The organism is Xenorhabdus poinarii G6, from assembly GCF_000968175.1.
Lineage (GTDB): Bacteria > Pseudomonadota > Gammaproteobacteria > Enterobacterales > Enterobacteriaceae > Xenorhabdus > Xenorhabdus poinarii.
The window spans coordinates 2,419,268-2,446,019 of the sequence record NZ_FO704551.1 but is presented as its reverse complement, the minus strand read 5'-3'; the positions used below and the strand labels follow the sequence as shown (position 1 = coordinate 2,446,019).

Genomic DNA, 26,752 nt, shown 5'->3' with positions numbered 1-26,752 from the left:
AGCAGGGGAGAAAACATCGTTTCTTTATTCTTTAACCGGGATCGCTTTTAGAATCGCAGTGAGTAATTGCCAATATTGACCGACACTCTTAATGTGAACTTTTTCATCAGGGGAATGAGCGCCGCGGATAGTTGGGCCGATAGAAACCATATCCATATCAGGATACGGTTTTTTAAATAGACCACATTCCAAGCCGGCGTGGATCACCATAATATTCGGGGTTTTATCGAACAATTGATGATAAGTTTCACGTACTAACTGCATAATGGGGGAATTGGCATCAGGTTGCCACCCCGGATAGCTGCCACTTGCTATGATTTCTGCCCCGGACAGTTTTGCCAGAGAACGCAGAATTTCAACCACATAATCCTTGCCACTTTCGATGAGTGAACGAATCAGGCAAATAACTTCCGTTTTTTCTTCATCCATGGTGACAATGCCCATGTTCAGAGATGTTTCTACAACACCTTTGGCAACATCACTCATCCGAATAACACCATTAGGCATGCTGTTGAGCATGGAGATGAAGCGCGTCTGACAATCTGTGGTTAATGCGTGTGATGATATTTCGGTTTCTTCCAACAAGAGCGTGAGATTGTGTTCAACGACAGCATATTCGTTTTTCAATGTTTCCAGATAGCTCTCTTTCAATTGAGACAGTTTTTCAACTTTATGGGCAGGAACGGCAATGATAGTTGAACCTTCGCGAGGGATAGCGTTGCGTAGCGTTCCACCTTGCAGATGGATTAATTTTAGTTCCAGCTCATCCGTATGCGCCGCCAGAAAGCGAGCCAGCAGTTTGTTAGCATTGCCTAATCCCAGATGAATGTCGCCCCCAGAGTGACCTCCTTTTAATCCCTTAATCGTTAATTGCAGGGTTTTGTAGTTAGTCGGTAGTGCTTCACGTGACAGTTGCAAAGCGGTGACAACATCAATACCACCAGCACAACCCATATAGATTTCACCTTCTTCTTCTGAATCGGTATTGATCAGAATATCAGCTTGCAACCAGCCAGATTGCAGGTCGAATGCGCCATCCATACCCGCCTCTTCGGTCATGGTAAGTAACACTTCCAGGGGACCATGTTTGATGGATTCGTCTGCCAACACCGCCAGAGCGGAAGCCATACCGATACCGTTATCCGCACCAAGCGTAGTGCCATCAGCCGTCACCCAGTCGCCATCGATATAAGGACGGATAGGATCTTGTGTAAAATCGTGTTGAGTGTCGTTGTTTTTTTGTGGAACCATGTCAAGGTGTGCCTGAAGTACGACAGCCTTGCGATTTTCCATGCCCTTTGATGCGGGTTTTCTGATCAAAACATTGCCGATTTCATCCCGCTCTACATGGAATTTTTTGTTTTTTGCCCACTCAATGATATGAGCGACCAAAGCTTCTTCATGATAGGAAGGATGAGGAATGGCGCAGATTTGAGCAAAAATATCCCATAATGGTTGCGGGGATAATGTTGATAATTCAGACACTGTGAATCTCCTATAACGACATGTAAGTGAGATAAAAATGATGATGTTTGATGCATTAGAGTGCTTATTATCATCTGTATTGCCCTAATGCCCATGTAATGCCTGAGAATATCATTTTATTGCTTACCATGTGCAGTCAGAATGGGGCTTACCTCAGGGTCAACGGGGCTAGTTTTATCCGCGCGTTATGTCAGGCCTCTACAACCGGAGACATTACCCATTAAGCAAAAGTGTACCCAAGCTTTTGGGATGCAAGACGGTCTATCACATGGTTATTCTTTAGATTTAACGTACTTGGTAATTGCATTAAAGCTTTCACAACCACAGATCACGGCACAAATCGAAGATGGTCAGTATATCGGTTTAACAGTAGATAGTTATCGGTATTTTAGCGGTGATTACCGCGGGTCTTATCTTGTTTCTACTGGTTTTTGTCTGTTCAAATCACTATAATCTCGCGCAACCTTTTTTTCCGCAAGAACACTTTTCTGAAATATTCTTTAGCTTCCAGGATCAAATTTTATGAGTGAGAAATATGTTGTAACGTGGGATATGTTGCAAATACATGCCCGTCAATTGGCACAACGTTTACTTCCTGTAGAACAATGGAAAGGTATTATCGCTGTTAGCCGTGGTGGTCTCGTGCCCGGTGCGTTACTGGCGCGTGAATTGGGCATTCGCCATGTCGATACGGTCTGTATTTCCAGCTATGATCATGATAATCAGCGCGAGTTGAAAGTATTGAAAAAAGCAGAAGGTGACGGTGAAGGCTTCATCGTTGTTGATGATCTGGTTGATACTGGTGGTACGGCTCAGGCAATTCGTGATATGTATCCAAAAGCCCATTTTGTCACGATTTTTGCAAAACCGACCGGCCGTCCTCTTGTCGATGATTATGTTGTGGATATCCCCCAGAATACCTGGATTGAACAGCCATGGGATATGGGTGTAATGTTCATTCCGCCTATTTGTGATAAGTAATCAAAATTTTCTTTGTCATGACGAAACAAAACCTTTCAGAATCGTTGTTTAAACCTCGTTTTAAACAACGGGAGACTTCTACACTGGTAAGATATACTTGTCCACAATCGGGAACGGCCAGTGATAGTGTGCTTCGTAGCGAGCGCCGCGAGCGTTGGTATCGAATGATTAATTGGCTCGCTTGGATCTGGAGGGGTGTCAATCCGCTGGAAATTCAAGATGTGCTAAGTCGGATTGCCGTAACTGATGCCGAGCGTAGTACTGAACATTTGTTGGATACTGTGGTCGGCTATCGCAAAGGAAACTGGGCATTTGAGTGGTCCCAGGAAGCCATGCACTGGCAACAAGAAGCCTTGAATACTGGGGATGTAGAAAAAGCCAGTGAATACTGGTCAAAGGCTGCAACATTATACGGTATTGCGGCTTATCCTCATTTACGTGGTGATGAATTGGCCGATCAGGCGATTGTGCTGGCAAATAAAGCCTATGAAAATGCGGCCCGTTTTTCTGATCATGAATTGAAAAAATTGGTATTCCGGCTGGAAGATGGCAAAAGTGTGACGGGGTTATTGCATATTCCTTCCCATATAGAGGAGCCTTGTCCAACCATATTCGTTTGTGCCAGTCTTGATAATGTACAGAGTGATTTTTGGCGGTTATTCTGTGAGCACTTGGCGCCCCTTGGTTTTGCTATGTTAACGGTAGATATGCCTTCCGTTGGTTACTCCGCTAAATTCACATTGACACAGGATACCTGCGCACTTCATCGACAAATTCTACAACAACTCAATAGAATACCGTGGATTGATCATACTCGTGTCGGTGTATTTGGTTTTCGTTTTGGCGCTAATATTGCTGTTCGTCTTGCTTATCTGGAGCCGAAATTAATTAAAGGAGTGTCGGTGATAGGCCCGATTGTGCATGAATTGCTGTACGATGAAAAACTACAGCAGAAAATTCCGTCAATGTATATTGACGTATTGGCCAATCGCTTGGGGATTTATCATCTTGATGCAGAAAGATTACGATCAGAACTGAGTTGCTATTCATTGAAAAAACAAGGGCTGTTAGGACGTCGTTGTACTGTGCCTATGTTTTCAGTGTATTGGGAAGATGATATTTTCAGTCCAAGAAAAGACTCAAAGTTAATTGCAATGTCATCGATGGATGGTTCTTTACGGGCTATTCCTGCTACACCCATTTATAGAGGTTTCAATAGGTCGTTACACGAAATAAGTGTATGGTTGAAAGAAAAAGTTTTATAAAGTGAAATTTATAACTTGAAATTTTGTAATCATTTGATACAAAGGTATTCTGTATATAAGGAGACCTTTGTATGACTTTACCCACAAGTTATTCTAAAAATAGGTTGTTAAAGCGTTTTTCTGCATTAGGACCGTATGTACGTGAATTAAAGTGTCAGAATGGTTATTTTTTCTTTGACTGTCTGGCGGTTTGTGTCAGTGCAAAAGTGACGCCAGAAAAACGGGAATTTTGGGGGTGGTGGTTAGAATTAGAAGAGCAGGATCAAGGTTTTGTTTATAATTATCAGATAGGTTTGTTTGATAAACATGGTGAGTGGCATGTCATGGGTATCAAAAAAAAGTCTGATCTAGAACACCTTGAATCAACTTTGCAGACATTTCACCAACGTTTGGCCGATGCTTTTGATACGCTCAAATTGACGTTGATCCCATCAGAAAATACGGCTACCCTTCAAACACAAGTTATAGCATGACTTTGTTTTTAACCTGCTTTTATTAAATTTTGCGTTATGACAGTTGGCATAACGCTTCTCTCCTGTTAAAACTGGGCATTATCTTTTTCAAATTAACGATAATGGCAGAAATATGATGAATGGCAGCCAAACATTGGTTGTGAAACTGGGGACGAGTGTATTGACTGGTGGCTCTCGTCGTTTGAATCGTGCTCACATTGTGGAATTGGTTCGTCAATGTGCTCAACAGCATGAAAAAGGCCATCGCATTATTATTGTGACGTCTGGTGCGATTGCGGCTGGACGTGAACATTTAGGTTACCCTGATCTTCCGGCAACGATTGCGTCAAAGCAGTTGCTGGCAGCCGTTGGGCAAAGTCGTCTGATTCAGTTGTGGGAACAGCTTTTCTCTATTTATGGTATTCATGTTGGGCAAATGCTTCTGACCCGTGCGGATTTGGAAGATCGTGAACGTTTCCTGAATGCAAGGGACACCCTACAGGCTTTGCTTGATAATCGCATTGTGCCCATTATTAATGAAAATGATGCTGTTGCGACAGCAGAGATTAAAGTGGGTGACAATGATAATCTTTCTGCGCTGGCGGCTATTCTGGGGAGTGCGGATAAACTTTTGCTCCTGACCGATATCGCAGGACTTTATACCGCCGATCCGCGCAATAACCCCGATGCAACATTGATTGCTGAAGTGCATGATATTAGTGATGAACTGAAAATGATGGCAGGAGACAGTGTTTCGGGGTTAGGCACTGGGGGAATGGCAACAAAACTTCAGGCGGCGGGGGTCGCTGGACGAGCCGGTATTGATGTTATTATCGCCGCCGGTAATAGGCCGGATGTGATTGCGGACGTTATTGAAGGCAACTCAGTGGGAACACGCTTTCGTGGGCTGGCGACTCCGATGGAAAGCCGCAAGCGTTGGATCTTTGGTGCACCTCCGGCGGGGGAAATTATTGTTGATCACGGTGCAGAAGCGGCGATTATCGGGAAAGGGAGTTCGTTACTCCCCAAAGGAATCAAAAACGTTAAAGGTGATTTTTCCCGCGGTGAAGTTATTTGCATCCGTAGCCTATCGGGCAAAGATTTGGCTCATGGCGTGTGCCGTTACAACAGTGATGCTTTACGTTTGATTGCAGGCCATCATTCACAGCAAATTAGCCAGATATTGGGTTATGAATATGGTGCTGTTGCGGTTCACCGTGACGATTTTATCGTAATTTAATGAACGTCGTAATTGAGAGATCATCATTGATCGTAAGTGAAGGGTTCCACCATGCTAGAGCTAGAGCAAATGGGAAAAGCAGCCAAAGCAGCATCATGGCAATTGGCGCAATTAAGTACTAATCAGAAAAACCAAGCGTTAAATCATATTGCTGATTTGTTGGAAACAGAAATTGAAGCCATTCTTGCGGCTAATCAGCAAGATATGGAGCAAGCCCGTGAACAGGGAATGAGTGAAGCACTGCTCGATCGGTTATTACTGACACCTGAACGGCTGAGAGCGATAACTGATGATGTACGCCAGGTTTGCCGTCTGGCTGATCCTGTAGGGCAGGTTATTGATGGACAATTATTGGATAATGGGTTGCAACTGAGTCGCCGCCGGGTTCCTTTGGGGGTGATTGGTGTGATTTATGAAGCTCGTCCCAATGTGACCATTGATGTGGCATCTTTGTGCCTGAAAACAGGTAATGCGGTGATCCTGCGGGGTGGCAAAGAGACTCACTATACTAATCAGGCGATGGTGAAAGTGATACAGCAGGCATTAGAACAAAGCGGTTTACCTGCCGCCGCGGTTCAGGCTATCAATAAACCCGATCGTGAATGGGTGGCTGAGTTACTGAAAATGGATCGTTATGTCGATATGTTGATCCCGCGAGGTGGGGTTGGATTGCATAAATTATGCCGGGAACAATCGACTATTCCGGTGATTACTGGTGGTATTGGTGTTTGTCATACGTTTGTGGATGAAACCGTCAATATTGAAAGAGCATTAGAAATCATCACTAATGCAAAAGTTCAGCGCCCAAGTGCTTGTAATTCATTAGAAACGTTATTAGTACATAAAAAAATCGCCGTTGATTTTCTGCCTAGTTTAAGTGTCAAAATGAAAGCACTGGGAGTGACATTGCACGCAAGTAAATCAGCAATGGTATTGTTGAAAGATGGCCCTGCTACTGTCGTCGAAGTCACAGAAGATGATTACTGTGATGAATGGTTATCTTTAGATATGAATGTGAAAATTGTCAGTGATATCGGACATGCTATTGAGCACATTCGTGCCTATGGTACCGCTCACTCTGATGCGATCCTGACGGATTCATTGCAGCAGGCTGACCATTTTGTGCGCCACGTTGATTCAGCCGCGGTATATGTGAATGCAAGTACACGTTTTACGGATGGCGGGCAATTTGGTTTGGGGGCAGAGGTGGCTGTCAGCACTCAGAAATTGCACTCCAGAGGTCCAATGGGGCTTGATGCACTGACAACCTATAAATGGATTGGTTATGGCGATTATTTGCCACGCCGTTAACGATGATTCCATGTTAATTAAAACGGGTTGAACGACGATGAGTCACACTTAATTCTAAGTGTGACTTTTTGTTCGATTAAAAATACCTTTTTACACCAGTGTAAATATTTAGTTACTATACTTTATGTTTAAGCTTAATTTTATAAATTATTCAGGAAAACAACGAAATGAAACAAACTCTATTCATCGTAGGTGCACGAGGTGCAGGGAAGACGACAATAGGTAAGTTGTTGTCGAAAGCGTTGTCGTATAAATTTATTGACACGGATGAGCGTATTCAGACCATCAGTACAATGACGATTGCCGAGCTTGTTGAGCAGCATGGATGGGAACATTTCAGACAATTAGAAAGCCACACATTGAAAGCGCTGAGTCAGAATGAACATGTTATTTCAACAGGTGGGGGAATGGTTTTGTCGCCTGAGAACCGTCAGTATATGCAACAAAATGGTATCGTCATTTATTTACAGGCATCCGCCGAAGTCCTGAGTCAACGGTTATCACTCAATCCAGAAAATTCACAGCGTCCTAGCTTAACAGGGAAGTCCATCATAGAGGAAATGGAAGAAATATTGGTTAAAAGGGAACCATTATATCAAGCGTGTGCTGACTTCGTTGTCGATGCCAGTCTTGCAACAGAAGATATTGTTTCCTGTGTTAAATCTTACATTTTAAGTCAGAAAAGTAATCTAATTTGATATATTAAAAGCGTTTAAGTTTATTTTTTATTTAACAGGAAAATCTTATATATCAGATTACCTATACAATTTATAGTATTATTCAATTTGCTCACTTTAATTTTATTTAATTATATTTGAGATATGGATATGCTCTTAAATTTTATTCGATTACTTGTTCGTGTTCTCTTTAGAGTGACCGTTGAAGGGGACCACAAACCGCTCACACACCCGAAATGTATTATTACACCCAATCATGTTTCGTTTCTGGATGGTTTGCTCATTGGGTTATTTTTGCCGGTAAAACCGGTATTCGCTATCTATTCCAGTATTGCAACCCAGCGCTTTTTCAGATTCGTTAAGCCTTATGCTGATGTTGTACCACTGGATCCTACCAATCCAATGGCAGTCAGGACGTTGGTCAAAGAAGTGGATAAAGGTCGTCCGATTGTGATTTTCCCTGAAGGAAGGATCACGGTGACTGGATCCCTTATGAAAATTTATGATGGTACTGCTTTTATTGCCGCGAAATCCGGCGCAAAGGTTGTTCCAATACGCATTGAGGGGGCAGAGCAAACGGTCTTTAGTCGCTTAAGAGGGATCATGAAGTTGCACTGGTTCCCGAAAATCACCCTCAAGATTTTACCTGCTGTCGATCTGCCGATGCCAGATGGGCCTGATTCAACTATGCGTCGCCGTTTAGCTGGAGAGCATCTTCATGCCATGATGATGGAAGCGAGGATACAGACGCGCCCAAAGGAGACGTTGTTCAGTGCTTATCTGACTGCGCAAAAACGTTTTGGTCGCTTCAAACGCTGCATTGAAGATATGAATTTTAAAGAAGATAGTTATCACTCTTTGCTGAAAAAAATGTTGGGTGTTAGCCGGATCTTAGAACGTTTTACACAAGCCGATGAACGGGTTGGCCTGTTGTTGCCAAATACGATTGAGATGGCGGCTGTCATTTATGGTACTTCATTAAAAGGGCGAGTACCGGCTCTTCTGAACTATACGGCAGGCAGCGGTAGTATTAAAAATGCGATGCAGGCGGCAACCCTTAAAACCATCGTTACCTCCCGCCAGTTTCTGGAAAAAGGACAATTAACGCATTTACCGAAACAGGTAACAGAAGCCCATTGGGTATACCTCGAAGATTTAAAAGAGACGATCACGCAGGAAGATAAACGTTGGATATGGTGGCACATGATTTTTCCTTCCAAAGCTATCCTGGCCTCGCAAAAACCGGATGATGATGCGTTGATCTTATTTACGTCAGGCTCAGAAGGCGTGCCAAAAGGCGTTGTCCACAGCCATGCCAGCTTGTTGGCAAACGTTGAACAGATAAAAACAATCGCTGATTTTACCCCGTTGGATCGTTTTATGTCTTCTTTACCCCTGTTTCATGCTTTTGGCCTGACAGTGGGTTTATTTACCCCATTAATGACAGGTAGCCGGGTATTTCTTTATCACAGCCCGCTACATTATAGCGTTGTGCCTGAGTTGGTTTATGACCGTAACTGTACGGTATTGTTCGGAACCTCAACTTTTTTAAGCAATTATGCCCATTTTGCGCATCCTTATGATTTTGCTCGTCTGCGTTATGTCATCGCCGGCGCAGAAAAATTGTCAGACAAGACCAAACGTGTTTGGCTGGATAAATTTGGTATCCGCATCCTGGAAGGGTATGGCGTGACAGAATGTGCACCGGTAGTCGCAATCAATGTACCGATGGCAGCAAAAACCGGAACAGTTGGCCGGATTTTACCCGGAATGGAAGCGCGCTTACTGCCTGTTCAGGGTATTGAAGAAGGAGGGCGCTTACAGTTGCGTGGGCCAAATATTATGAAAGGCTATTTGCGGGTTGAAGCGCCTGAACATCTGGAAGTGCCATCCGCCGAAGATGCTGACGGACATTGCCAAGTGGGTTGGTATGATACCGGCGATATTATTTCTATTGATGCAGAAGGTTTCTGTACGGTTAGAGGGCGGGTAAAACGATTTGCTAAACTGGCGGGAGAAATGGTTTCTCTCGAAGCGGTAGAGCAAATAGCCTCTTGCGTTTCCAATGATGCACTGCATGCGGCGACAGTTAGGATCGATCACAGCCAAGGCGAAGCACTGGTGTTATTCACAACAGATGCAAATCTAAATAGCAATGCAATGTTGGGAGTGGCTCGCGACATGGGAATGCCCGAATTATCGGTTCCACGAGATATTCGCTATATGAGGCAACTTCCTCTGCTTAGCAGTGGCAAACCGGATTTTGTCACACTAAGAATAATGGCTGAACAGGAGTAATAAAATGGATGTCACTGTGGAGAAACCGCTGTTAACTCGAGGAATGAAAGCCGTTTTGCTATCGCAATTCTTCTCTGCTTTTGCGGATAATGCGCTGTTTTTTGCCATCTTAGCCCAATTAAAGGCAGAATCTTATCCTCAATGGAGCTGGCCGGCTCTGCAAATTGTTTTCGTCCTGACGTATATCGTATTTGCCCCTTTTGTGGGGCAAATTGCTGACCGATTTTCGAAAGGGCGTGTCATGCTCTTTTCTAATGGCATCAAATTGCTTGGTGCCATCAGCGTTTGTATCGATATGAATCCTTTTCTGGGATATACCCTGGTGGGGATCGGGGCAGCAGCCTATTCCCCTGCCAAATACGGGATCTTGGGTGAATTGACGGATGGTGGGCGTTTGGTAAAAGCAAATGGCATGATGGAAGCTTCGACCATTGCCGCTATTTTGATTGGATCAGTGACGGGTGGCTTTCTTTCTGACATTAGCCTGATATCCGCATTGGGGCTGTGTGCCTTATCGTATGGCGTCGCCGTTGTTGCTAATTTTTATATACCTCGTTTAGCCGCGGCTCGTACCGACAGGGGATGGAATCCCAAAAAAATGTTGGTGGATTTCATTGCGGTTTGTGTTTCCCTTTGGCGTAATCAGGAAACTCGATTTTCATTGGTGGGCACCAGTTTATTTTGGGGGGCCGGTATCACGCTGCGCTTCCTATTAATTACCTGGGTACCCGTGGTGCTGGGGCTTGATGGCAATACGACTCCGACACTGATGAATGCCGTTGTTGCTATTGGTATTATTGGTGGCGCGGGATTAGCTGCGCGGTTTATCACATTGAAAACCGTTCGTCGCTGTATGCCTGCGGGGATCTTAATCGGGTTAATGGTCATTCTTTTTGCTGTTCAGCAATCCATCGTCTTTTCCTACTTAATTCTGATTGTCCTTGGGATAGTCGGCGGGCTTTTTGTCGTTCCACTCAATGCATTATTGCAAGAACATGGAAAGCAGGCGATGGGAGCCGGTAAAGCTGTTGCTGTGCAAAATCTGGGTGAGAACAGCGCTATGCTGGTCATGCTAGGGCTGTATTCCATTTCCATTATGTTAAACGCACCGGTTGTTGCTGTCGGCGTTGGTTTTGGTATTTTGCTTTCTCTGGCAATTGGGGGGCTATGGATTTGGGATCTGCTTCGGAAAAATTAATTTCTTATAGAATTGAAGGCCTGTTATGGATGAAAAAATCCTGAATCAGCTTAGTATTGAACTTGGAAGTCGATTAAAACAGAGAAAATTATCTGTGACGTGTGCAGAATCATGCACAGGAGGCTGGATAGCCAAAGTGATCACTGATATTGCGGGAAGTTCGGCCTATTTTCATCGTGGTTTTGTGACTTACAGTAATGAAGCTAAACATGACATGTTGGCGGTTTCACCTGAGTCATTGGCACGGTTTGGTGCGGTAAGTGAACAAGTTGTCAAAGAGATGGCCATAGGAGCATTAACAGCAGCTAATGCTGATGTTGCTGTGGCTGTCAGTGGTATTGCAGGGCCGGAGGGGGGAAGTGAGGAAAAACCAACGGGTACAGTTTGGTTTGGGTTTGCTTTTCATGTTGATGAAAATATACATACGGTGACATATTGCCAGCATTTTTCGGGTGACCGCAATACTGTGCGTCTGCAAGCCGTTATCTTTTCATTAAAGACCCTGTTGGAAGAAGTCAAAAAAATTTAGCTTGATGCTGTATGATTATACAGTATAATCATACAGCACTTTGGTATCAGAAACAGTTTATCAGCAGTGGGGCAGCCCCTTCATTGCTTGCGAAGGAGTAAACATGGCTAACGATGAAAACAAACAAAAAGCACTAGCAGCGGCATTAGGCCAAATTGAGAAACAATTTGGTAAAGGTTCCATCATGCGTTTGGGTGAAAATCGCTCGATGGATGTTGAAACGATCTCTACCGGCTCTTTGTCACTGGATATTGCATTGGGTGCGGGTGGTTTGCCGATGGGGCGTATTGTTGAAATATACGGTCCTGAATCTTCCGGTAAGACAACGCTGACATTGCAAGTTATTGCTGCTGCCCAGCGCGAAGGCAGAACTTGTGCTTTTATTGATGCCGAACATGCTCTTGATCCGGTTTATGCGAAAAAACTGGGCGTAGATATTGATAATCTGTTGTGTTCTCAGCCTGATACGGGTGAACAAGCATTGGAAATCTGTGATGCGTTATCACGTTCCGGTGCTGTTGATGTCATTATTGTTGACTCTGTCGCTGCGTTAACACCAAAAGCAGAAATTGAAGGTGAAATCGGCGACTCTCACATGGGGCTGGCTGCACGTATGATGAGCCAGGCTATGCGTAAGTTGGCGGGGAATTTGAAAAATTCTAACACCTTGTTGATCTTCATCAACCAGATCCGTATGAAAATTGGTGTGATGTTTGGTAACCCTGAAACGACTACAGGTGGAAATGCGCTGAAATTCTATGCGTCTGTCCGTTTGGATATCCGTCGTACTGGTTCGGTGAAAAATGGCGATGAAGTTATTGGTAGCGAAACACGTGTAAAAGTGGTTAAAAACAAGGTTGCTGCACCATTTAAACAGGCCGAATTCCAGATTCTTTACGGTGAAGGTATTAACACCTATGGTGAATTGATCGATCTGGGTGTTAAACACAAAATGGTAGAAAAAGCCGGTGCATGGTATAGCTATAACAGTGACAAAATTGGACAAGGTAAAGCTAATGCCACCATCTATCTGAAAGAACATCCAGAGATTGCGGCTGAGTTGGATAAGAAACTACGTGATTTGCTGTTGAATAATACCGAAGGATTCAGTAGCGCTGCTGCGGATTATGTGACAGATTTTGAAGGTAACGGTGAAGAAGTGAATAACGAAGAGTTTTAATGACTTTTCGTGCAGTTTCTATATTCAGTTGTAATATAAAGCCAATTAGTCTTTTAAAAACCACATCCACATTGGATGTGGTTTTTATTTTTATACGAAAAATACACATCTTTGAAATAAGTGTATTGACACCGGTGTAACGAACAGACTTTCAGAAAATCCCCAGACGAATTACAATGCTGAAAAGCGAATGGATTTATATGGGATTTTACTTCTTATGGAAGACACTCTATCTTAACCCTATTTTAATTTATTCGTGAGTTGAAATGGTGGTGCAATATACCACCTCAACCATTCATAAATCTGTTTTTTCAGCTTGATTTCGGGACAATTATGAGCAAAAGCACCGCTGAGATCCGTCAGGCGTTTCTTGACTTTTTTCATACTAAAGGGCACCAGATAGTACCAAGTAGTTCGTTGGTGCCGACCAATGATCCAACATTGTTGTTCACTAACGCAGGGATGAACCAGTTCAAAGATGTCTTTCTAGGATTGGATAGTAGACCTTATTCTAGAGCAACAACGGCTCAGCGCTGTGTTCGTGCTGGCGGTAAGCATAACGATTTAGAAAATGTGGGTTATACAGCCCGTCACCACACTTTCTTTGAAATGTTGGGTAACTTCAGTTTTGGCGATTACTTTAAACAAGATGCGATTAAATACGCATGGGAATTGTTGACCAGCGAAGCGTGGTTTAATTTGCCAAAAGAAAAGCTGTGGGTTACTGTCTATGAAACCGACGATGAAGCTTATGACATTTGGCATAAAGAGGTCGGTGTTCCAACAGAAAGAATCATTCGTATCGGTGACAACAAAGGTGCTCCATATGCGTCAGATAATTTCTGGCAAATGGGGGATACGGGACCATGTGGGCCTTGTACGGAAATTTTTTACGACCATGGTGAACATATTTGGGGAGGCCCGCCTGGCAGCCCTGAAGAAGACGGTGACAGGTATATTGAAATTTGGAATATCGTCTTCATGCAATTCAATCGCCATGCTGATGGCACGATGGAACCCCTGCCAAAGCCTTCTGTTGATACCGGCATGGGGTTGGAGCGCATCACCGCAGTCTTACAGCACGTTAATTCCAACTACGAAATTGATTTATTCCAAAATCTGATTGCTTCGGTTGCAGAAGTCACAGGCGCAACGGATCTTACCAATAAATCCTTACGCGTTGTTGCGGATCACATCCGAGCCTGTGCATTTTTGATTTGTGATGGAGTGATTCCATCCAATGAAAACCGTGGGTACGTGCTTCGCCGCATCGTTCGCCGTGCTGTTCGCCACGGTAACATGCTAGGCGCGAAGGAGGTCTTCTTCTATAAATTGGTTGCGCCACTGATCAACATCATGGGAGCGGTGGGTGAAGAACTGAAACAGCAGCAATCTTTAGTTGAGCAGGTGTTGAAAACAGAAGAAGAGCAATTCGCCCGTACTTTGGAACGTGGATTACAGCTTCTGGATGAAGAGTTGACTAAATTAGCAAGCGATACTCTAGACGGTGAAACCGTTTTCCGTTTGTATGATACCTATGGTTTCCCTGTTGACCTGACTGCGGATGTTTGCCGCGAACGTCATATCAAAGTTGATGAAGTCGGTTTTAGTGTTGCGATGGAAAATCAGCGCCGCCGAGCCCGTGAATCCAGTGGTTTTGGTACGGATTACAATGAATTGATCAAAGTTGATGGGCGCAGCGATTTTTGTGGTTATGAACATAATTCACAGCAAGCGACTGTTGTCGCTATTTTCCGCAATGGCCAGGCTGTTGAGCAAATCCATGCGGGTGAAGAAGCGATCGTGATACTGGATAAAACGGCTTTCTATGCTGAATCTGGTGGGCAAGTCGGTGATACGGGGAAACTGTCAAATGACAAGAGTGTGTTTGACGTCCTGGATACACAAAAATACGCGCAGGCAGTGGGCCACATTGGTAAATTGACAAGCGGTAGTTTGAGCGTTAATCATACCGTTAATGCTGAAATTGATGTAGTACGCAGAGACGCGATCCGTTTGAATCACTCCGCGACTCATCTGTTACATTCGGCATTACGACAAATTTTGGGCGAACACGTTGCCCAAAAAGGTTCTTTGGTAAATGATAAGTATCTGCGCTTTGACTTTTCCCACTTTGAGGCCATGAAGCCAGAACAGATCCGTCAAGTCGAAAATTTGGTGAATGAAGAAATTCGTAAAAATTCATCAATTGTTACAGAATTAATGGAGTTGGAAGCAGCAAAAGCCAAAGGTGCGATGGCATTATTTGGTGAGAAGTATGACGAGAAAGTACGAGTGCTTAGTATGGGCGACTTTTCTACTGAACTGTGCGGTGGTACTCATGCTAGTCGTACAGGTGATATCGGGTTGTTCCGTATATCCAGTGAATCAGGTACAGCAGCAGGTATTCGCCGTATTGAAGCCGTTACAGGGCAAACTGCGCTAAATTCTCTCTATCAACAGGCTGATTTACTGCAAGACATTGCTCATCTGCTGAAAGGGGATGTCAGTAGCCTGAATGAGAAAGTGAAAACGACACTGGACAGAACGAAGCTATTGGAAAAAGAGTTTCAGCAGTTGAAATCTCAGCAAGCAGCTCAGGAAAGTTCTTCTTTGGCGAGTAAGGCGAAGGAAATCCAAGGTGTTCGTTTGCTGGTAACACAATTAGGTGATATAGAACCGAAGGTGCTCAGAACGATGGTTGATGATCTAAAAAATCAGTTGGGATCAGCAATTATTGTGCTTTCTACCGTGGCTGGTGATAAAGTCAGCTTGATTGTTGGTATAACGAAGGATTTGACTGCTAGAATAAAAGCAGGCGATTTAATCTCTTTTGTTGCCCAGCAAGTTGGAGGCAAAGGAGGAGGACGTCCTGATTTGGCTCAGGCTGGCGGGACTGATGTAGCAGCTCTTCCTTCTGCATTAGCGAGTGTAGAAGAGTGGGTGACATTACGGTTATAGTAGGATTGCCGTGATAGCCGTGGCACCATGAACACGTTTTTTATGGTGCCAGATGTTTTTTGTTGTGAAATTGTTGAAATGTTGGGCACACACTTATATTTTAGCTATCCTATAGATATAGGAAATGTGTTCAAAACTGCTTATACTTTAAGTAGATATCATTGCTTTACGTTTTCACGGTGTTTGATGGATAATAGCGGGGAAACCTAGAGACCCGACTCTTTTAAATTTTCAAGGAGCAAAGAATGCTTATTCTGACTCGTCGAGTTGGTGAAACACTCATGATAGGCGATGAGGTAACAGTCACAGTACTGGGAGTTAAAGGTAACCAAGTTCGCATTGGTGTAAATGCGCCCAAGGAAGTTTCTGTTCACCGTGAAGAAATTTATCAACGGATTCAGGCAGAGAAATCTCAGCCTACAACTTTTTAATTCAAGAATGGCGTCCACGCTTTTTTTAAGACTTGGGCGCTACTCTGCTTTCCTCTGTTTCTTTTTTCGACTTTCTCTTTTGTAACCCTGTCGCGTTTATCCCTTTTTGGTACCTTGAGCTATTTTCTCACGTCTTTTTATTTTCTATCTGTTGAAAAGGCCTCGTTCATGAGGTCATAGTGATGAATAATCATTTTCATAAATTTTATATTTTTTATATGATTTCTCTGCTGATAAAACAGCCCGTTAGATGCTAAACCACGCATTTTGCGTGTTAAGTGCGCAAACAAAAAAAAGTTGCGAAAAATTGTTTGACTTATCAGGCTGGGAAAGTATTATGTGCGCCATCGCAGCGACGAAGGGCTTGAAGAAAATCTTCTGGGTAAGAATCTGAAGTTAGCATTCTGAAAGCCGTGAAGTGAAAACTTCTAAGTCGCAGGTTTTAAGCGAATGGTGAGGTGGCCGAGAGGCTGAAGGCGCTCCCCTGCTAAGGGAGTATGTGGTTAAGAGCTGCATCGAGGGTTCGAATCCCTCCCTCACCGCCATTTAAACGATGCATCCATAGCTCAGCTGGATAGAGTACTCGGCTACGAACCGAGCGGTCGGAGGTTCGAATCCTCCTGGATGCACCATTTTAAATACCGCGATTTTTAGGTCTCTCAATTCTATAAGATTAGGCATTCAACAGCGCCTTGAGAAGAAACAGAAACCGACAATGCATCCATAGCTCAGCTGGATAGAGTACTCGGCTACGAACCGAGCGGTCGGAGGTTCGAATCCTCCTGGATGCACCATTTTATACATCCCGATTTTTAGGGATAAAAATTTTGAAAAGTCAGGTAATCAACAGTACCTGATAAGACATAAAAATTGACAACGCATCCATAGCTCAGCTGGATAGAGTACTCGGCTACGAACCGAGCGGTCGGAGGTTCGAATCCTCCTGGATGCACCAAATTGAAACCCCTGCTTTTAATAAGGCAGGGGTTTTTCTTTTTGATTCCCCCTAATCATAATATTTATTTCATTATCTTTTGGTTATAATTCAATCATTAGTTTGTTGTCCTCTTTATGTAATCAGCGACAACTTGACTTGTTTCATATAAAGTAATCTTTTAGTAATAATCTTTTAAACTCCACGGGAGGACAAATTGATCCCGGACGTATCAAAAGCATTGTCATGGTTAGCAGCAAATCCTACTGTCTTAAAGGGTATTGGCCGTGGCATTGAACGTGAAACATTGCGTGTTACTCCAGACGGTCATTTAGCTAAGACGGAGCACCCACAATCACTGGGGGCTTCTTTAACGCATAAATGGATTACAACTGATTTTGCTGAATCTTTATTGGAGTTTATTACGCCGGTTGATAGCAACATAGATAGAACCATGGCTTTCCTGAAAGATTTGCATACTTATACGGCTCGGCATTTGAATAATGAAAAAATGTGGCCTTTAAGTATGCCGTGCTTTATTGATGAAGAAGAAAATATCACTTTGGCTCAATATGGTACGTCTAACTTGGGTCGCTTTAAAACCTTGTACCGTGAAGGACTAAAAAATCGTTATGGCGCGTTGATGCAAACAATTTCTGGCGTGCATTATAACTTTTCTCTGCCAATAAGTTTCTGGCAGGTCTGGTTGGGTATTAAAGACGCTGAAACGGGAAAAGAGCAGATTTCAGATGGTTATCTTCGTTTGATCCGCAATTACTATCGTTTTGGTTGGGTGATCCCTTATTTTTTTGGCGCATCGCCGGCAATTTGTTCTTCGTTCCTACGCGGACGAAATTCAACATTACCTTTTGAGGAAACTGAAAAAGGAACTTGTTATCTGCCTTATGCAACCTCGTTGAGGATGAGTGATCTAGGTTATACCAACAAATCACAAAGTGATCTGAATATTACTTTTAATCATCTTCATACCTATGTAGAGGGGCTTAAGAACGCGATTCATAAGCCATCCGAAGAGTTTGCGACAATAGGTATCAAAAAGGATGGCAAATACTTACAGCTTAACACCAATGTCTTGCAAATTGAAAATGAGTTATATGCACCGATACGCCCGAAACGAGTGACGAAAGAAGGGGAATCACCTTCAGATGCCCTGTTAAGAGCTGGCATAGAGTATATTGAAGTTCGTTCTTTGGATATTAACCCTTTTTCACCGATTGGTGTTAGTGAAACTCAAATTCGTTTTCTTGACTTATTCTTGATATGGTGTGTTCTGGCTGAATCGCCAGAAATGGGAAGTGCGGAGCTTGAATGTTGTCGTGGAAACTGGAATAAAGTTATCCTAGAGGGACGTAAGCCAGGACTGTCTATTGATCTTGGTGGCGGGGTTGAACCGCAGTCGCTTAAGGTCGTGGGGCGGGAATTATTCAGAGACTTAGGGCGAGTGGCAGAAGTTTTGGATACCTGTTCCGGGACGCAATATCAATCAGTCTGTAAAGAGTTGGTGAACATGTTTGAAGATCCAACACTGACATTTTCTGCGCGCGTTCTGGAAAAAATGAAATCCCAAGGGGTAGGGCATTTTGGGCTGGCGCTGGCAAACCAGTATCATAATGAATTGACTGAAGAACATTATTCAATTTTGGACGATGAGCGTTTTTCAGTTGAGCGTGAAGCGTCTATATCGCGCCAACATCACATTGAGCAGCAAGATAGTATGAGTTTTGAAGAGTATTTAAAAATTCATGCTGGGAGTTAAAAAAGAAAACGGCCACTATATGGTGGCCAAAAAAGATCTTAGAGAATAGGGATGATAACAATTTTGCGCGTCTTCATACCTTATGACCCATCGCAAATGAAAAGGTTTCATCTAACTAAAAATTTTTCGTAAAAAATCTGATGCCAGAAATGTGAAGTTATGCGCCTTTATTCATTGATGTTACTCGAACCTGCTTGATAACATTATCGTATACCGCAAGAACCTCAAAATTATATTCATTAATCTGCACTTGAGCGTGTAATTCGGGAATTTCCCCCAGCTCTTCTAGGATCATTCCATTCATTGTTCTTGGGCCATCTTCGGGGAGTGCCCAATTGAACGCTTTGTTCAATTCACGGATATTGGCTGTACCATCAACAAGTACGGTGCCATCACTTTGTGGAAGAGCTTCTTCTGCCAGGGTTGGAGATGTGGAGGTAGTAAAATCGCCGACAATTTCTTCCAAAATATCTTCGACGGTGATTAACCCTTGAATATCCCCATATTCATCAACGATTAAGCCCGCTTTTTGTTTATTGCGTTGGAAGTTAATCAGTTGCACGTTTAATGGTGTACTCACCGGGATATAGTAGATTTTATCTGCGGCTTTAATCAAATTTCTTTTTGTGAATTCTTTTTTCTCCATCATCAGCCGATATGCTTCACGTACACGTAGCATACCAATAGCATCATCGAGAGAGTCTCTATATAACACAATGCGTCCATGTGGAGAGTGTGTCAGTTGTCTGATAACGGATTTCCAATCATTGTTAATATCAATGCCGACAATTTCATTACGTGGGATCATAATGTCCCCAACGGTCACTTTTTCAAGATCGAGTATTGAGAGAAGCATGTCCTGATTGCGGCGTGACAGATGCGTGTTTGATTCATTTACAATAGTGCGTAGTTCATCTTTACTGACCGCATCATTGCGAATATTAGCGGTTTTTATCCCTAAACAGCGCATAAGCAGTAATGTGATTTTATTGAATGACCAGACAAGGGGGAGCATAATTTTTTCTAATGGGCGTAGCAGGAAGCTACTAGGGAAGGCCACCTTTTCAGGATAAAGTGCGGCGATGGTTTTGGGCATGACTTCTGAAAAAATGAGAATAGCGAATGTGAGTATACCCGTTGCAATAGCGACACCAGCATCGCCATAGAGCCTCATACCAATGATAGTCGCCAGAGAAGATGCCAGAATGTTAACAAGATTATTACCAATCAGGATTAAGCTAATGAGCCTATCTGGATGACGGAGCAAAGATTCAACTCGGCGTGCGGACTTATTTCCTTGTTTAGCCAGGTGTCGCAAGCGATATCGGTTGATTGTCATCATGCTAGTTTCTGAAGCAGAAAAATAGGCTGAAACGATAATCATCACAACAAGAATGATAATCAATATGCTGATTGAAACGCTTTCATTTTGCAAAACAGAATTCCTTCCTAATATTTATACTAATTGGCTATGGTGATGATGTTAATCATGAATAAGCCATCACTTCTTGTAATAATCTGCTACCAAAAAAAGCAAGTGTCAGAATAAATGCGCCAATTAGATTAAACCAAATAACGCGTTTGCCACGCCAGCCTTCATGATAATGTCCCCAAAGCAAAATAACGTACACAAACCATGCAATGAGAGATAAAATAGATTTATGTATGTTGTCTTTACTGAAAACATCATCCATATATAGGATGCCTGTACATAGTGTCAATGTGAGTAGAATTACCCCCACCTGAGTAATATGAAACATTTTTCGTTCAATTGTCATCAATGGCGGAATACCAGAGGTAAAGGTGAGTTTTTTCTTTTTCAGTTGATGATCCAGCCAGCTAAGTTGCAATGCATAAAGGGCTGCGATGAGTAAGGTGGCATAGCCAAGTAATGCCAATCCGATATGAATGAATAATGCAATACTGTTTTCAAGATGGGTAATAAACTCTCCCGGCACCATGTTGGTCAGTATCAAATTGATCATGGCGAAACTGTAAACAATCGGCAGTAAAAACCATGCACGACCACGGAAAGCGACAATTGTCATAATAATGCACATAAGCAAGCTGACAATGGAGCCTAAATTTAATAATGTCAGGTTTTGCCCACTGCTGACATTAAAAACCTGGTATTTCAAAGTAGTAGCATGAGTGACTAACGCGATAATCGCGAAAGAAAGAGCCAGTTTTTGGTAACTGTTTTGTTGGCGTATTAAACCCGGCACGATGAGCGTCAGGCTAATGAGATAAGCAAGTAAAGCAATAATTGAAAATATCAGCATAACGTTTATCGTTTTCGCAATAGTGTTGAGTATTAACCATTTTCCTTTCAAGTAACTGTTTTATTGGCTATTATCACTCCTTCTACCCATCTATTCTTTTGTTTACACATGCTCTATTTATACAGTTAGTGATGTCATTATGGATGAGTTCTTTTGCCATTGTAGTATAACTTTAAATCCATTAGGCATGGATTGAATACAAAATCTAAGTATACCGCTAGCAGGAGTAGTCTCCAACCGTTGTTAATCATACTTGGGAATCTCTTTGCAGTGATCACATAATCATCGTGTTATAATTCGTGAAATTTGCCTTACAGGTAGACCCACTTGTAAATATCTGAGCTGAGACAATGTTTGATAATTTAACTGACAGACTATCGCGCACATTGCGCAATATCAGTGGTCGCGGACGGCTGACTGAAGATAATATTAAAGATACGCTGCGCGAAGTTCGTATGGCTTTGCTCGAAGCGGATGTTGCATTACCTGTTGTGCGTGATTTTATTGCGCGTGTTAAAGAAAGCGCCGTCGGACACGAGGTTAACAAGAGCCTTACTCCAGGTCAGGAATTCGTCAAAATCGTTCAGAATGAACTGGTTAAAGCGATGGGGGAGGTTAACAGTGAGTTGAATCTCTCCACACAGCCTCCTGCTGTGGTTCTTATGGCGGGTTTGCAAGGTGCCGGTAAAACAACCAGCGTCGCTAAGTTAGGGAAGCTGCTAAAAGAAAAAAACAAGAAAAAAGTATTGGTTGTTTCTGCCGATGTATACCGGCCCGCGGCGATTAAACAGCTTGAGACTTTATCGGTAACAGTTGGGATTGATTTTTTCCCTTCCGATCCACAGGAAAAGCCTGTTGATATTGTCAACAAAGCGATCCAACATGCCAAGTTGAAATTCTATGATGTGCTGCTAGTGGACACCGCTGGCCGTCTGCATGTCGATGAAGCGATGATGGATGAAATCAAAGCGGTTCATGCCGCCATCAATCCTGTTGAAACCCTGTTTGTTGTTGATGCGATGACAGGTCAAGATGCGGCAAACACAGCAAAAGCGTTCAATGAAGCCTTGCCATTAACCGGGATTGTTCTGACTAAAGTTGATGGTGATGCCCGTGGCGGTGCGGCACTTTCCATTCGCCATATCACAGGTAAACCGATTAAATTCCTCGGTGTTGGTGAAAAGACAGATGCGTTGGAGCCTTTCTATCCAGATCGCATTGCATCCCGCATTTTGGGGATGGGGGATATGCTTTCATTGATCGAAGAAATTGAAAGCAAAGTTGACCGTACCCAAGCGGAAAAATTGGCCTCTAAACTGAAAAAAGGCGATGGTTTCGATTTAAGTGATTTTCTTGAACAGCTTAAACAGATGCGTAATATGGGCGGAATGACCAGCATGTTAAGCAAAATGCCGGGAATGACGCAGATACCGGATGCTGTTAAATCCCAAATGGATGATAAAGTTCTGGTTAAAATGGAAGCCATCATTAATTCTATGACGCGTAAAGAGCGTCAAAAACCGGAAATCATCAAAGGTTCTCGTAAGCGTCGCATTGCAATGGGATCGGGCACACAAGTGCAGGATGTCAATCGTTTGCTGAAACAGTTTGATGAAATGCAGCGCATGATGAAAAAAATGAAGAAAGGTGGGTTAGCAAAAATGATGCGAGGCATGAAAGGTATGCTACCACCGGGATTTATGGGGCGATAATCAACAAAGTTGCGAAAGAAACGGTTCTTTGGATTGCTTTTTGCGCCAAAGTGAGTAAAATTTTCGGGCTTTTAAATGGACAGCCGGACTCCGTTCCTCGATGGAGTCTGGTTGTTTTGCTAACTAATGAGGATGTTATGGTAACAATTCGTTTAGCTCGTGGCGGCGCAAAAAAGCGTCCGTTTTATCAAGTAGTCGTGACCGATAGCCGCAATGCGCGTGATGGTCGCTTTATCGAGCGTGTTGGTTTCTTCAACCCAATCGCTTCAGGAAATGCAGAAGCTCTGCGTTTAGATCTAGACCGTATCGAACATTGGGTTGGTCTGGGTGCAACTGTGTCTGATCGTGTTGCTACACTGATCAAAGACGCGAAGAAAGCAGCTTAATCTGTCACGGTGGTAACAATGAGCAAACAATCTGGCCTGGAGCATCCTGTTGAGCCAATTGTATTGGGGAAATTAGGATCAGCGTATGGCATTCGTGGTTGGCTCAGAGTTTTTTCCTCCACCGAACACACCGAAGACATTTTTGAATATCAGCCGTGGTTTATTCAACGCTCAGGCCAGTGGGAACACATTGAGCTAGAAGCGTGGAAATACCACAATCAGGATATCATCATCAAAATCAAAGATATTGATGACCGGGATGCGGCGAATGTATTCACCAACTGTGAAGTGGTCGTAGATTCTAGCCAGTTACCAGAATTGAGCGAAGGTGATTATTACTGGAAAGACCTTATTGGTTGCCAGGTAGTCAACACCGCAGGTTATAACCTTGGAACCATTCATGACATGATGGAAACCGGTTCTAACGATGTGATGGTAATAAAAGCAAACCTGAAAGATGCATTCGGTATCAAGGAGCGGTTGGTTCCGTTTCTTGATGGGCAGGTTATCAAGAAAGTCGATCTCGCTACCAAATTGATTGAGGTAGATTGGGATCCTAGTTTTTAATCTCCGGTAACAAACGGTTTAAATGAGTGGGACGCAGTATGTGGATTGGGGTTATTAGCCTGTTTCCTGAAATGTTCCGCGCAATAACCGATTACGGGGTAACTGGTCGGGCAGTAAAGAATGGCCTGTTGAGTATCGAATGTTGGAGTCCGCGGGATTTTACCTACGACCGGCATCGTACTGTTGATGACCGTCCTTATGGCGGTGGTCCAGGCATGCTGATGATGGTGCAACCATTACGGGAAGCCATTCACGCAGCTAAAGTTTCGGCAGGTGTTGGCGCAAAGGTGATTTATCTTTCACCTCAGGGTCGCAAACTTGATCAACAGGGTGTTTGCGAACTGGCAGCAAATGAGAAACTCATTCTGGTTTGCGGTCGCTATGAAGGTATTGATGAGCGTGTAATCCAAACCGAAATCGACGAAGAATGGTCTATCGGTGATTATGTTCTTAGCGGGGGAGAACTTCCTGCCATGACAATGATTGACTCTATCTCTCGGTTTATCCCGGGGGTTTTGGGACGTCAGGCGTCGGCAGAAGAAGACTCATTTGCTGATGGATTATTGGATTGTCCTCACTATACCCGTCCTGAAGTGTTGGATGGAATGGGCGTTCCCCCTGTTTTATTGTCGGGAAACCATGCCGAAATTAACCGCTGGCGAATGAAACAATCGCTTGGCCGAACTTGGTTACGAAGACCCGAACTTCTAGAAAGCCTAGCTCTGACTGACGAGCAAAGGATGTTGCTATCTGAATTCCAGAAGGAATATCAAGATCAAGCAACAAATTAGTCCAGATATCTCCTGTAAAGGAATGTCGTTGATATATCAGTTTACCTAGGGTAAGAGAGTTATTATGAGCAACATTATTAAACAACTTGAACAAGAGCAGATGAAGCAAGACGTACCTTCATTCCGTCCGGGTGACACCGTGGAAGTTAAGGTATGGGTCGTTGAAGGTTCTAAAAAGCGTCTGCAGACATTCGAGGGCGTGGTTATCGCTATTCGTAACCGCGGTCTGCACTCTGCATTCACTGTTCGTAAGATTTCTAACGGCGAAGGCGTTGAGCGCGTATTCCAGACTCACTCCCCAGTCGTAGACAGCATCAACGTTAAACGTCGTGGTGCTGTTCGCAGAGCTAAACTGTACTACCTGCGTGAGCGTTCTGGTAAAGCGGCTCGTATTAAAGAGCGTTTGAACGCTAAATAATACGCTTTCGCTACATCCGAAAGTTATCGTTAAAGGCCAGCAAATTGCTGGCCTTTTTACAAACTCAATATATCGAATACATTGGGTTATTTCTTTGCTTTAGTTATCACTGGTTGGGGTGACCTATCAGTGGTTACATAAATGTACTCACTAAAATGTATCCGACTGTACAGGCGCTACTGACGCTAATTAATCCCGGCAAAATAAAACTATGATTGATAATGAATTTCCCTATTTTTGTTGTCCCTGAACGGTCAAAGCCAATACACGCCAGATCGCTTGGGTAAGTAGGTAAAACAAAATAGCCATAGGCCGCAGGGAAGAAAGCAATCAGCAATTTAGGGTCAACCCCAAGCTGTAATCCCATTGGGGCAATCGCAGTTAAAGCAGCCGCTTGGCTGTTAACCAGTTTTGAGACTAAAAACAGGACTAAGGCGTAAGTCCACGGTTGTGCTTGGACAACATCTTCCAGAATAAGCTTTAATTCACCTAAATGTGAGTGGAAAAAGGTGTCACTCATCCACGCAACACCAAAGACAGAAAAAATCGCAACCATACCTGCTTTGAAGACGGCGCCGTTGGCAATTTCACTGGCTTTGACTTTGCATACCATTAATATGATGGAACCTGCAATTAACATCATCATCTGGATAACCAGATTCATGGAAAGTGGTTGTAATGTGCCTTTTACATCAAAAGCAGGACGTAGTTCGGTGAATGCCCCAAACAGGACAACGACTGCAATTGCGGCAAAGAAAATCCAAGTTGCCCAATAGGCCGGTTTAGGAAAAACCTGATCCAATAGTGTGTCTGAAGCACCATAAATAAACTCACGTTGCTTTGGATCTTTGAGTTTGGCCTGAAATTCTTCATCCTGATCAAGATCTTTGCCTCGACGTAAACTCCATAATGCGGCCAGTATGACTCCAGTTAATGATGCTGGTATTGAAACCGCTAAAATGTCCAAGATCCCGTATGCCTGGCCGATTCCATGGTTGGCCGCAATAATTGACACCAACGAAACAACGGCGACAGATACAGGGGACGCTGTAATTGCCATTTGGGAAGCAACGGAAGCAACGGCCATTGGTCGTTCAGGGCGAATCCCTTTTTTTAGGGCAATATCACCAATGATCGGAAACATGGTATAGACCACATGACCAGTACCGCAAAGAAAAGTGAGCGTCCAGGTTGTCAGTGGTGCCAATATGGTAATATGTTGTGGATGGCGACGCAGCAGGCGTTCTGCAAATTGCATCATGACATTGAGTCCACCCGCCGTTTGTAAAACAGACGCACAACCGATGACGGAAAGAATAGTGAGCATCACATCAACAGGCGGTTTACCCGGTTCCAAACCAAAGACAAATGTCAGTATAAAAAGCCCAATACCACTGATTAGTCCCAATCCCATTCCCGCATAACGCGTACCGATCAATAAGCATATGATGATGATGGCAAATTGCAGCGTTATCATATCTGTCCTTAATAAATGATTAAAAAATAAAAATTGGTTATACAGTCTCTTGAATCTGTATGACCTATACCTTCATCTTCCAAACTATGGGAGTTTGAAACCGATTAGGTATCATTTGTCTTTATAAGCGATGTTTTATAGTTTCATAACAACACTAAAAATACACATTAATATTATTAGAATATTTATATAAAAATGGGATTAAGATCTTATTTTTATTCATTGATTTTAAAAGATATTTGCAGGTTTGATGAAATGTCTCTTATTGGTTAATCAATTATTTCTGTTTTTAGCGTGGTTGTGATGTTTTATTTACAATAAGTTAACTTATAAATTTATTTATATGTTTTTCCGTGAAACTACGATTCAATGAATTATTGATATATTCATCATATTGGTG

The 26,752-nt window shown here is 43.1% G+C and carries 22 protein-coding genes and 4 tRNA genes; 22 read left to right on the top strand and 4 right to left on the bottom strand.

The features are described from left to right. Positions 1–24: 24 nt before the first annotated feature. A complete protein-coding gene (pepD, locus tag XPG1_RS11270) occupies positions 25–1,485 on the bottom strand; it encodes a beta-Ala-His dipeptidase (protein WP_045959154.1) in 1,461 nt (486 codons plus the stop codon). Between the two features lie 522 nt (positions 1,486–2,007). On the opposite strand from pepD, the gene gpt reads away from it, so the two are divergent. From gpt to gshA, 17 genes are all read left to right on the top strand, one after another. Beyond that, a complete protein-coding gene (gene gpt / locus XPG1_RS11260; protein ID WP_045959152.1) occupies positions 2,008–2,466 on the top strand; it encodes a xanthine phosphoribosyltransferase in 459 nt (152 codons plus the stop codon). 17 nt (positions 2,467–2,483) lie between these two features. Then, the gene (frsA, locus tag XPG1_RS11255) at positions 2,484–3,731 is read left to right on the top strand and encodes an esterase FrsA (protein WP_045959151.1); all 1,248 of its coding nucleotides are present in this window, start codon (positions 2,484–2,486) and stop codon (positions 3,729–3,731) included. A gap of 71 nt (positions 3,732–3,802) precedes the next feature. Continuing rightward, the gene (crl, locus tag XPG1_RS11250) at positions 3,803–4,204 is read left to right on the top strand and encodes a sigma factor-binding protein Crl (protein WP_045959150.1); all 402 of its coding nucleotides are present in this window, start codon (positions 3,803–3,805) and stop codon (positions 4,202–4,204) included. A gap of 115 nt (positions 4,205–4,319) precedes the next feature. Next, the gene (gene proB / locus XPG1_RS11245) at positions 4,320–5,423 is read left to right on the top strand and encodes a glutamate 5-kinase (protein WP_045960698.1); all 1,104 of its coding nucleotides are present in this window, start codon (positions 4,320–4,322) and stop codon (positions 5,421–5,423) included. A gap of 51 nt (positions 5,424–5,474) precedes the next feature. Then, the gene (proA, locus tag XPG1_RS11240) at positions 5,475–6,734 is read left to right on the top strand and encodes a glutamate-5-semialdehyde dehydrogenase (protein WP_045959149.1); all 1,260 of its coding nucleotides are present in this window, start codon (positions 5,475–5,477) and stop codon (positions 6,732–6,734) included. 167 nt (positions 6,735–6,901) lie between these two features. Beyond that, the gene (aroL, locus tag XPG1_RS11235) at positions 6,902–7,432 is read left to right on the top strand and encodes a shikimate kinase AroL (RefSeq protein WP_045959148.1); all 531 of its coding nucleotides are present in this window, start codon (positions 6,902–6,904) and stop codon (positions 7,430–7,432) included. 129 nt (positions 7,433–7,561) lie between these two features. Further along, positions 7,562–9,709: a bifunctional acyl-ACP--phospholipid O-acyltransferase/long-chain-fatty-acid--ACP ligase gene (gene aas / locus XPG1_RS11230; protein WP_045959147.1), complete on the top strand. Its 2,148-nt coding sequence runs from the start codon at positions 7,562–7,564 to the stop codon at positions 9,707–9,709. 4 nt (positions 9,710–9,713) lie between these two features. After that, positions 9,714–10,907: a lysophospholipid transporter LplT gene (gene lplT, locus XPG1_RS11225; RefSeq protein ID WP_045959146.1), complete on the top strand. Its 1,194-nt coding sequence runs from the start codon at positions 9,714–9,716 to the stop codon at positions 10,905–10,907. Between the two features lie 25 nt (positions 10,908–10,932). Then, positions 10,933–11,436, top strand: a complete 504-nt coding sequence (pncC, locus tag XPG1_RS11220; protein ID WP_045959145.1) for a nicotinamide-nucleotide amidase — start codon at positions 10,933–10,935, stop codon at positions 11,434–11,436. A gap of 103 nt (positions 11,437–11,539) precedes the next feature. Beyond that, on the top strand, positions 11,540–12,616 hold the full coding sequence (recA, locus tag XPG1_RS11215) for a recombinase RecA (RefSeq protein ID WP_045959144.1): 1,077 nt from the start codon (positions 11,540–11,542) through the stop codon (positions 12,614–12,616). A 333-nt stretch (positions 12,617–12,949) separates the two neighbouring features. After that, positions 12,950–15,577, top strand: a complete 2,628-nt coding sequence (gene alaS, locus XPG1_RS11210) for an alanine--tRNA ligase (protein WP_045959143.1) — start codon at positions 12,950–12,952, stop codon at positions 15,575–15,577. A 245-nt stretch (positions 15,578–15,822) separates the two neighbouring features. Then, entirely contained in the window at positions 15,823–16,008 is a 186-nt protein-coding gene (gene csrA, locus XPG1_RS11205; protein ID WP_010845367.1) for a carbon storage regulator CsrA, read from the top strand. 452 nt (positions 16,009–16,460) lie between these two features. Next, positions 16,461–16,553: transfer RNA gene (locus XPG1_RS11200), tRNA-Ser, on the top strand. Between the two features lie 10 nt (positions 16,554–16,563). Beyond that, positions 16,564–16,640 (top strand) — tRNA-Arg (locus XPG1_RS11195). A gap of 85 nt (positions 16,641–16,725) precedes the next feature. Then, positions 16,726–16,802 (top strand) — tRNA-Arg (locus XPG1_RS11190). A gap of 84 nt (positions 16,803–16,886) precedes the next feature. Next, a tRNA-Arg gene (locus XPG1_RS11185) sits at positions 16,887–16,963 on the top strand. Between the two features lie 196 nt (positions 16,964–17,159). Continuing rightward, positions 17,160–18,719, top strand: coding sequence for a glutamate--cysteine ligase (gene gshA, locus XPG1_RS11180; RefSeq protein WP_045959142.1), 1,560 nt, complete (start codon positions 17,160–17,162; stop codon positions 18,717–18,719). A 157-nt stretch (positions 18,720–18,876) separates the two neighbouring features. On the opposite strand, the gene XPG1_RS11175 is transcribed toward gshA, so the two are convergent. After that, positions 18,877–20,154: an HlyC/CorC family transporter gene (locus XPG1_RS11175; protein ID WP_269450570.1), complete on the bottom strand. Its 1,278-nt coding sequence runs from the start codon at positions 20,152–20,154 to the stop codon at positions 18,877–18,879. 52 nt (positions 20,155–20,206) lie between these two features. Continuing rightward, entirely contained in the window at positions 20,207–21,001 is a 795-nt protein-coding gene (locus XPG1_RS11170) for a cytochrome C assembly family protein (RefSeq protein ID WP_045960694.1), read from the bottom strand. 350 nt (positions 21,002–21,351) lie between these two features. On the opposite strand from XPG1_RS11170, the gene ffh reads away from it, so the two are divergent. The 5 genes from ffh to rplS all read left to right on the top strand — a co-directional run bounded on the left by ffh (position 21,352) and on the right by rplS (position 24,875). After that, positions 21,352–22,713: a signal recognition particle protein gene (gene ffh, locus XPG1_RS11165; protein ID WP_045959141.1), complete on the top strand. Its 1,362-nt coding sequence runs from the start codon at positions 21,352–21,354 to the stop codon at positions 22,711–22,713. A gap of 137 nt (positions 22,714–22,850) precedes the next feature. Continuing rightward, positions 22,851–23,099, top strand: a complete 249-nt coding sequence (gene rpsP / locus XPG1_RS11160) for a 30S ribosomal protein S16 (protein ID WP_045959140.1) — start codon at positions 22,851–22,853, stop codon at positions 23,097–23,099. Positions 23,100–23,117: 18 nt separating this feature from the next. Beyond that, entirely contained in the window at positions 23,118–23,666 is a 549-nt protein-coding gene (gene rimM, locus XPG1_RS11155; protein ID WP_045959139.1) for a ribosome maturation factor RimM, read from the top strand. Between the two features lie 38 nt (positions 23,667–23,704). Then, a complete protein-coding gene (gene trmD / locus XPG1_RS11150; protein WP_045959138.1) occupies positions 23,705–24,457 on the top strand; it encodes a tRNA (guanosine(37)-N1)-methyltransferase TrmD in 753 nt (250 codons plus the stop codon). Between the two features lie 64 nt (positions 24,458–24,521). Next, positions 24,522–24,875 (top strand): 50S ribosomal protein L19, encoded by a 354-nt coding sequence (rplS, locus tag XPG1_RS11145; RefSeq protein WP_010845356.1) that lies wholly within the window; start codon positions 24,522–24,524, stop codon positions 24,873–24,875. A 133-nt stretch (positions 24,876–25,008) separates the two neighbouring features. Here rplS and XPG1_RS11140 read toward each other — a convergent pair whose 3' ends face one another. Continuing rightward, complete coding sequence (locus XPG1_RS11140; RefSeq protein WP_045959137.1) at positions 25,009–26,352, bottom strand: anaerobic C4-dicarboxylate transporter; 1,344 nt, start codon at positions 26,350–26,352, stop codon at positions 25,009–25,011. Positions 26,353–26,752 lie beyond the last annotated feature (400 nt).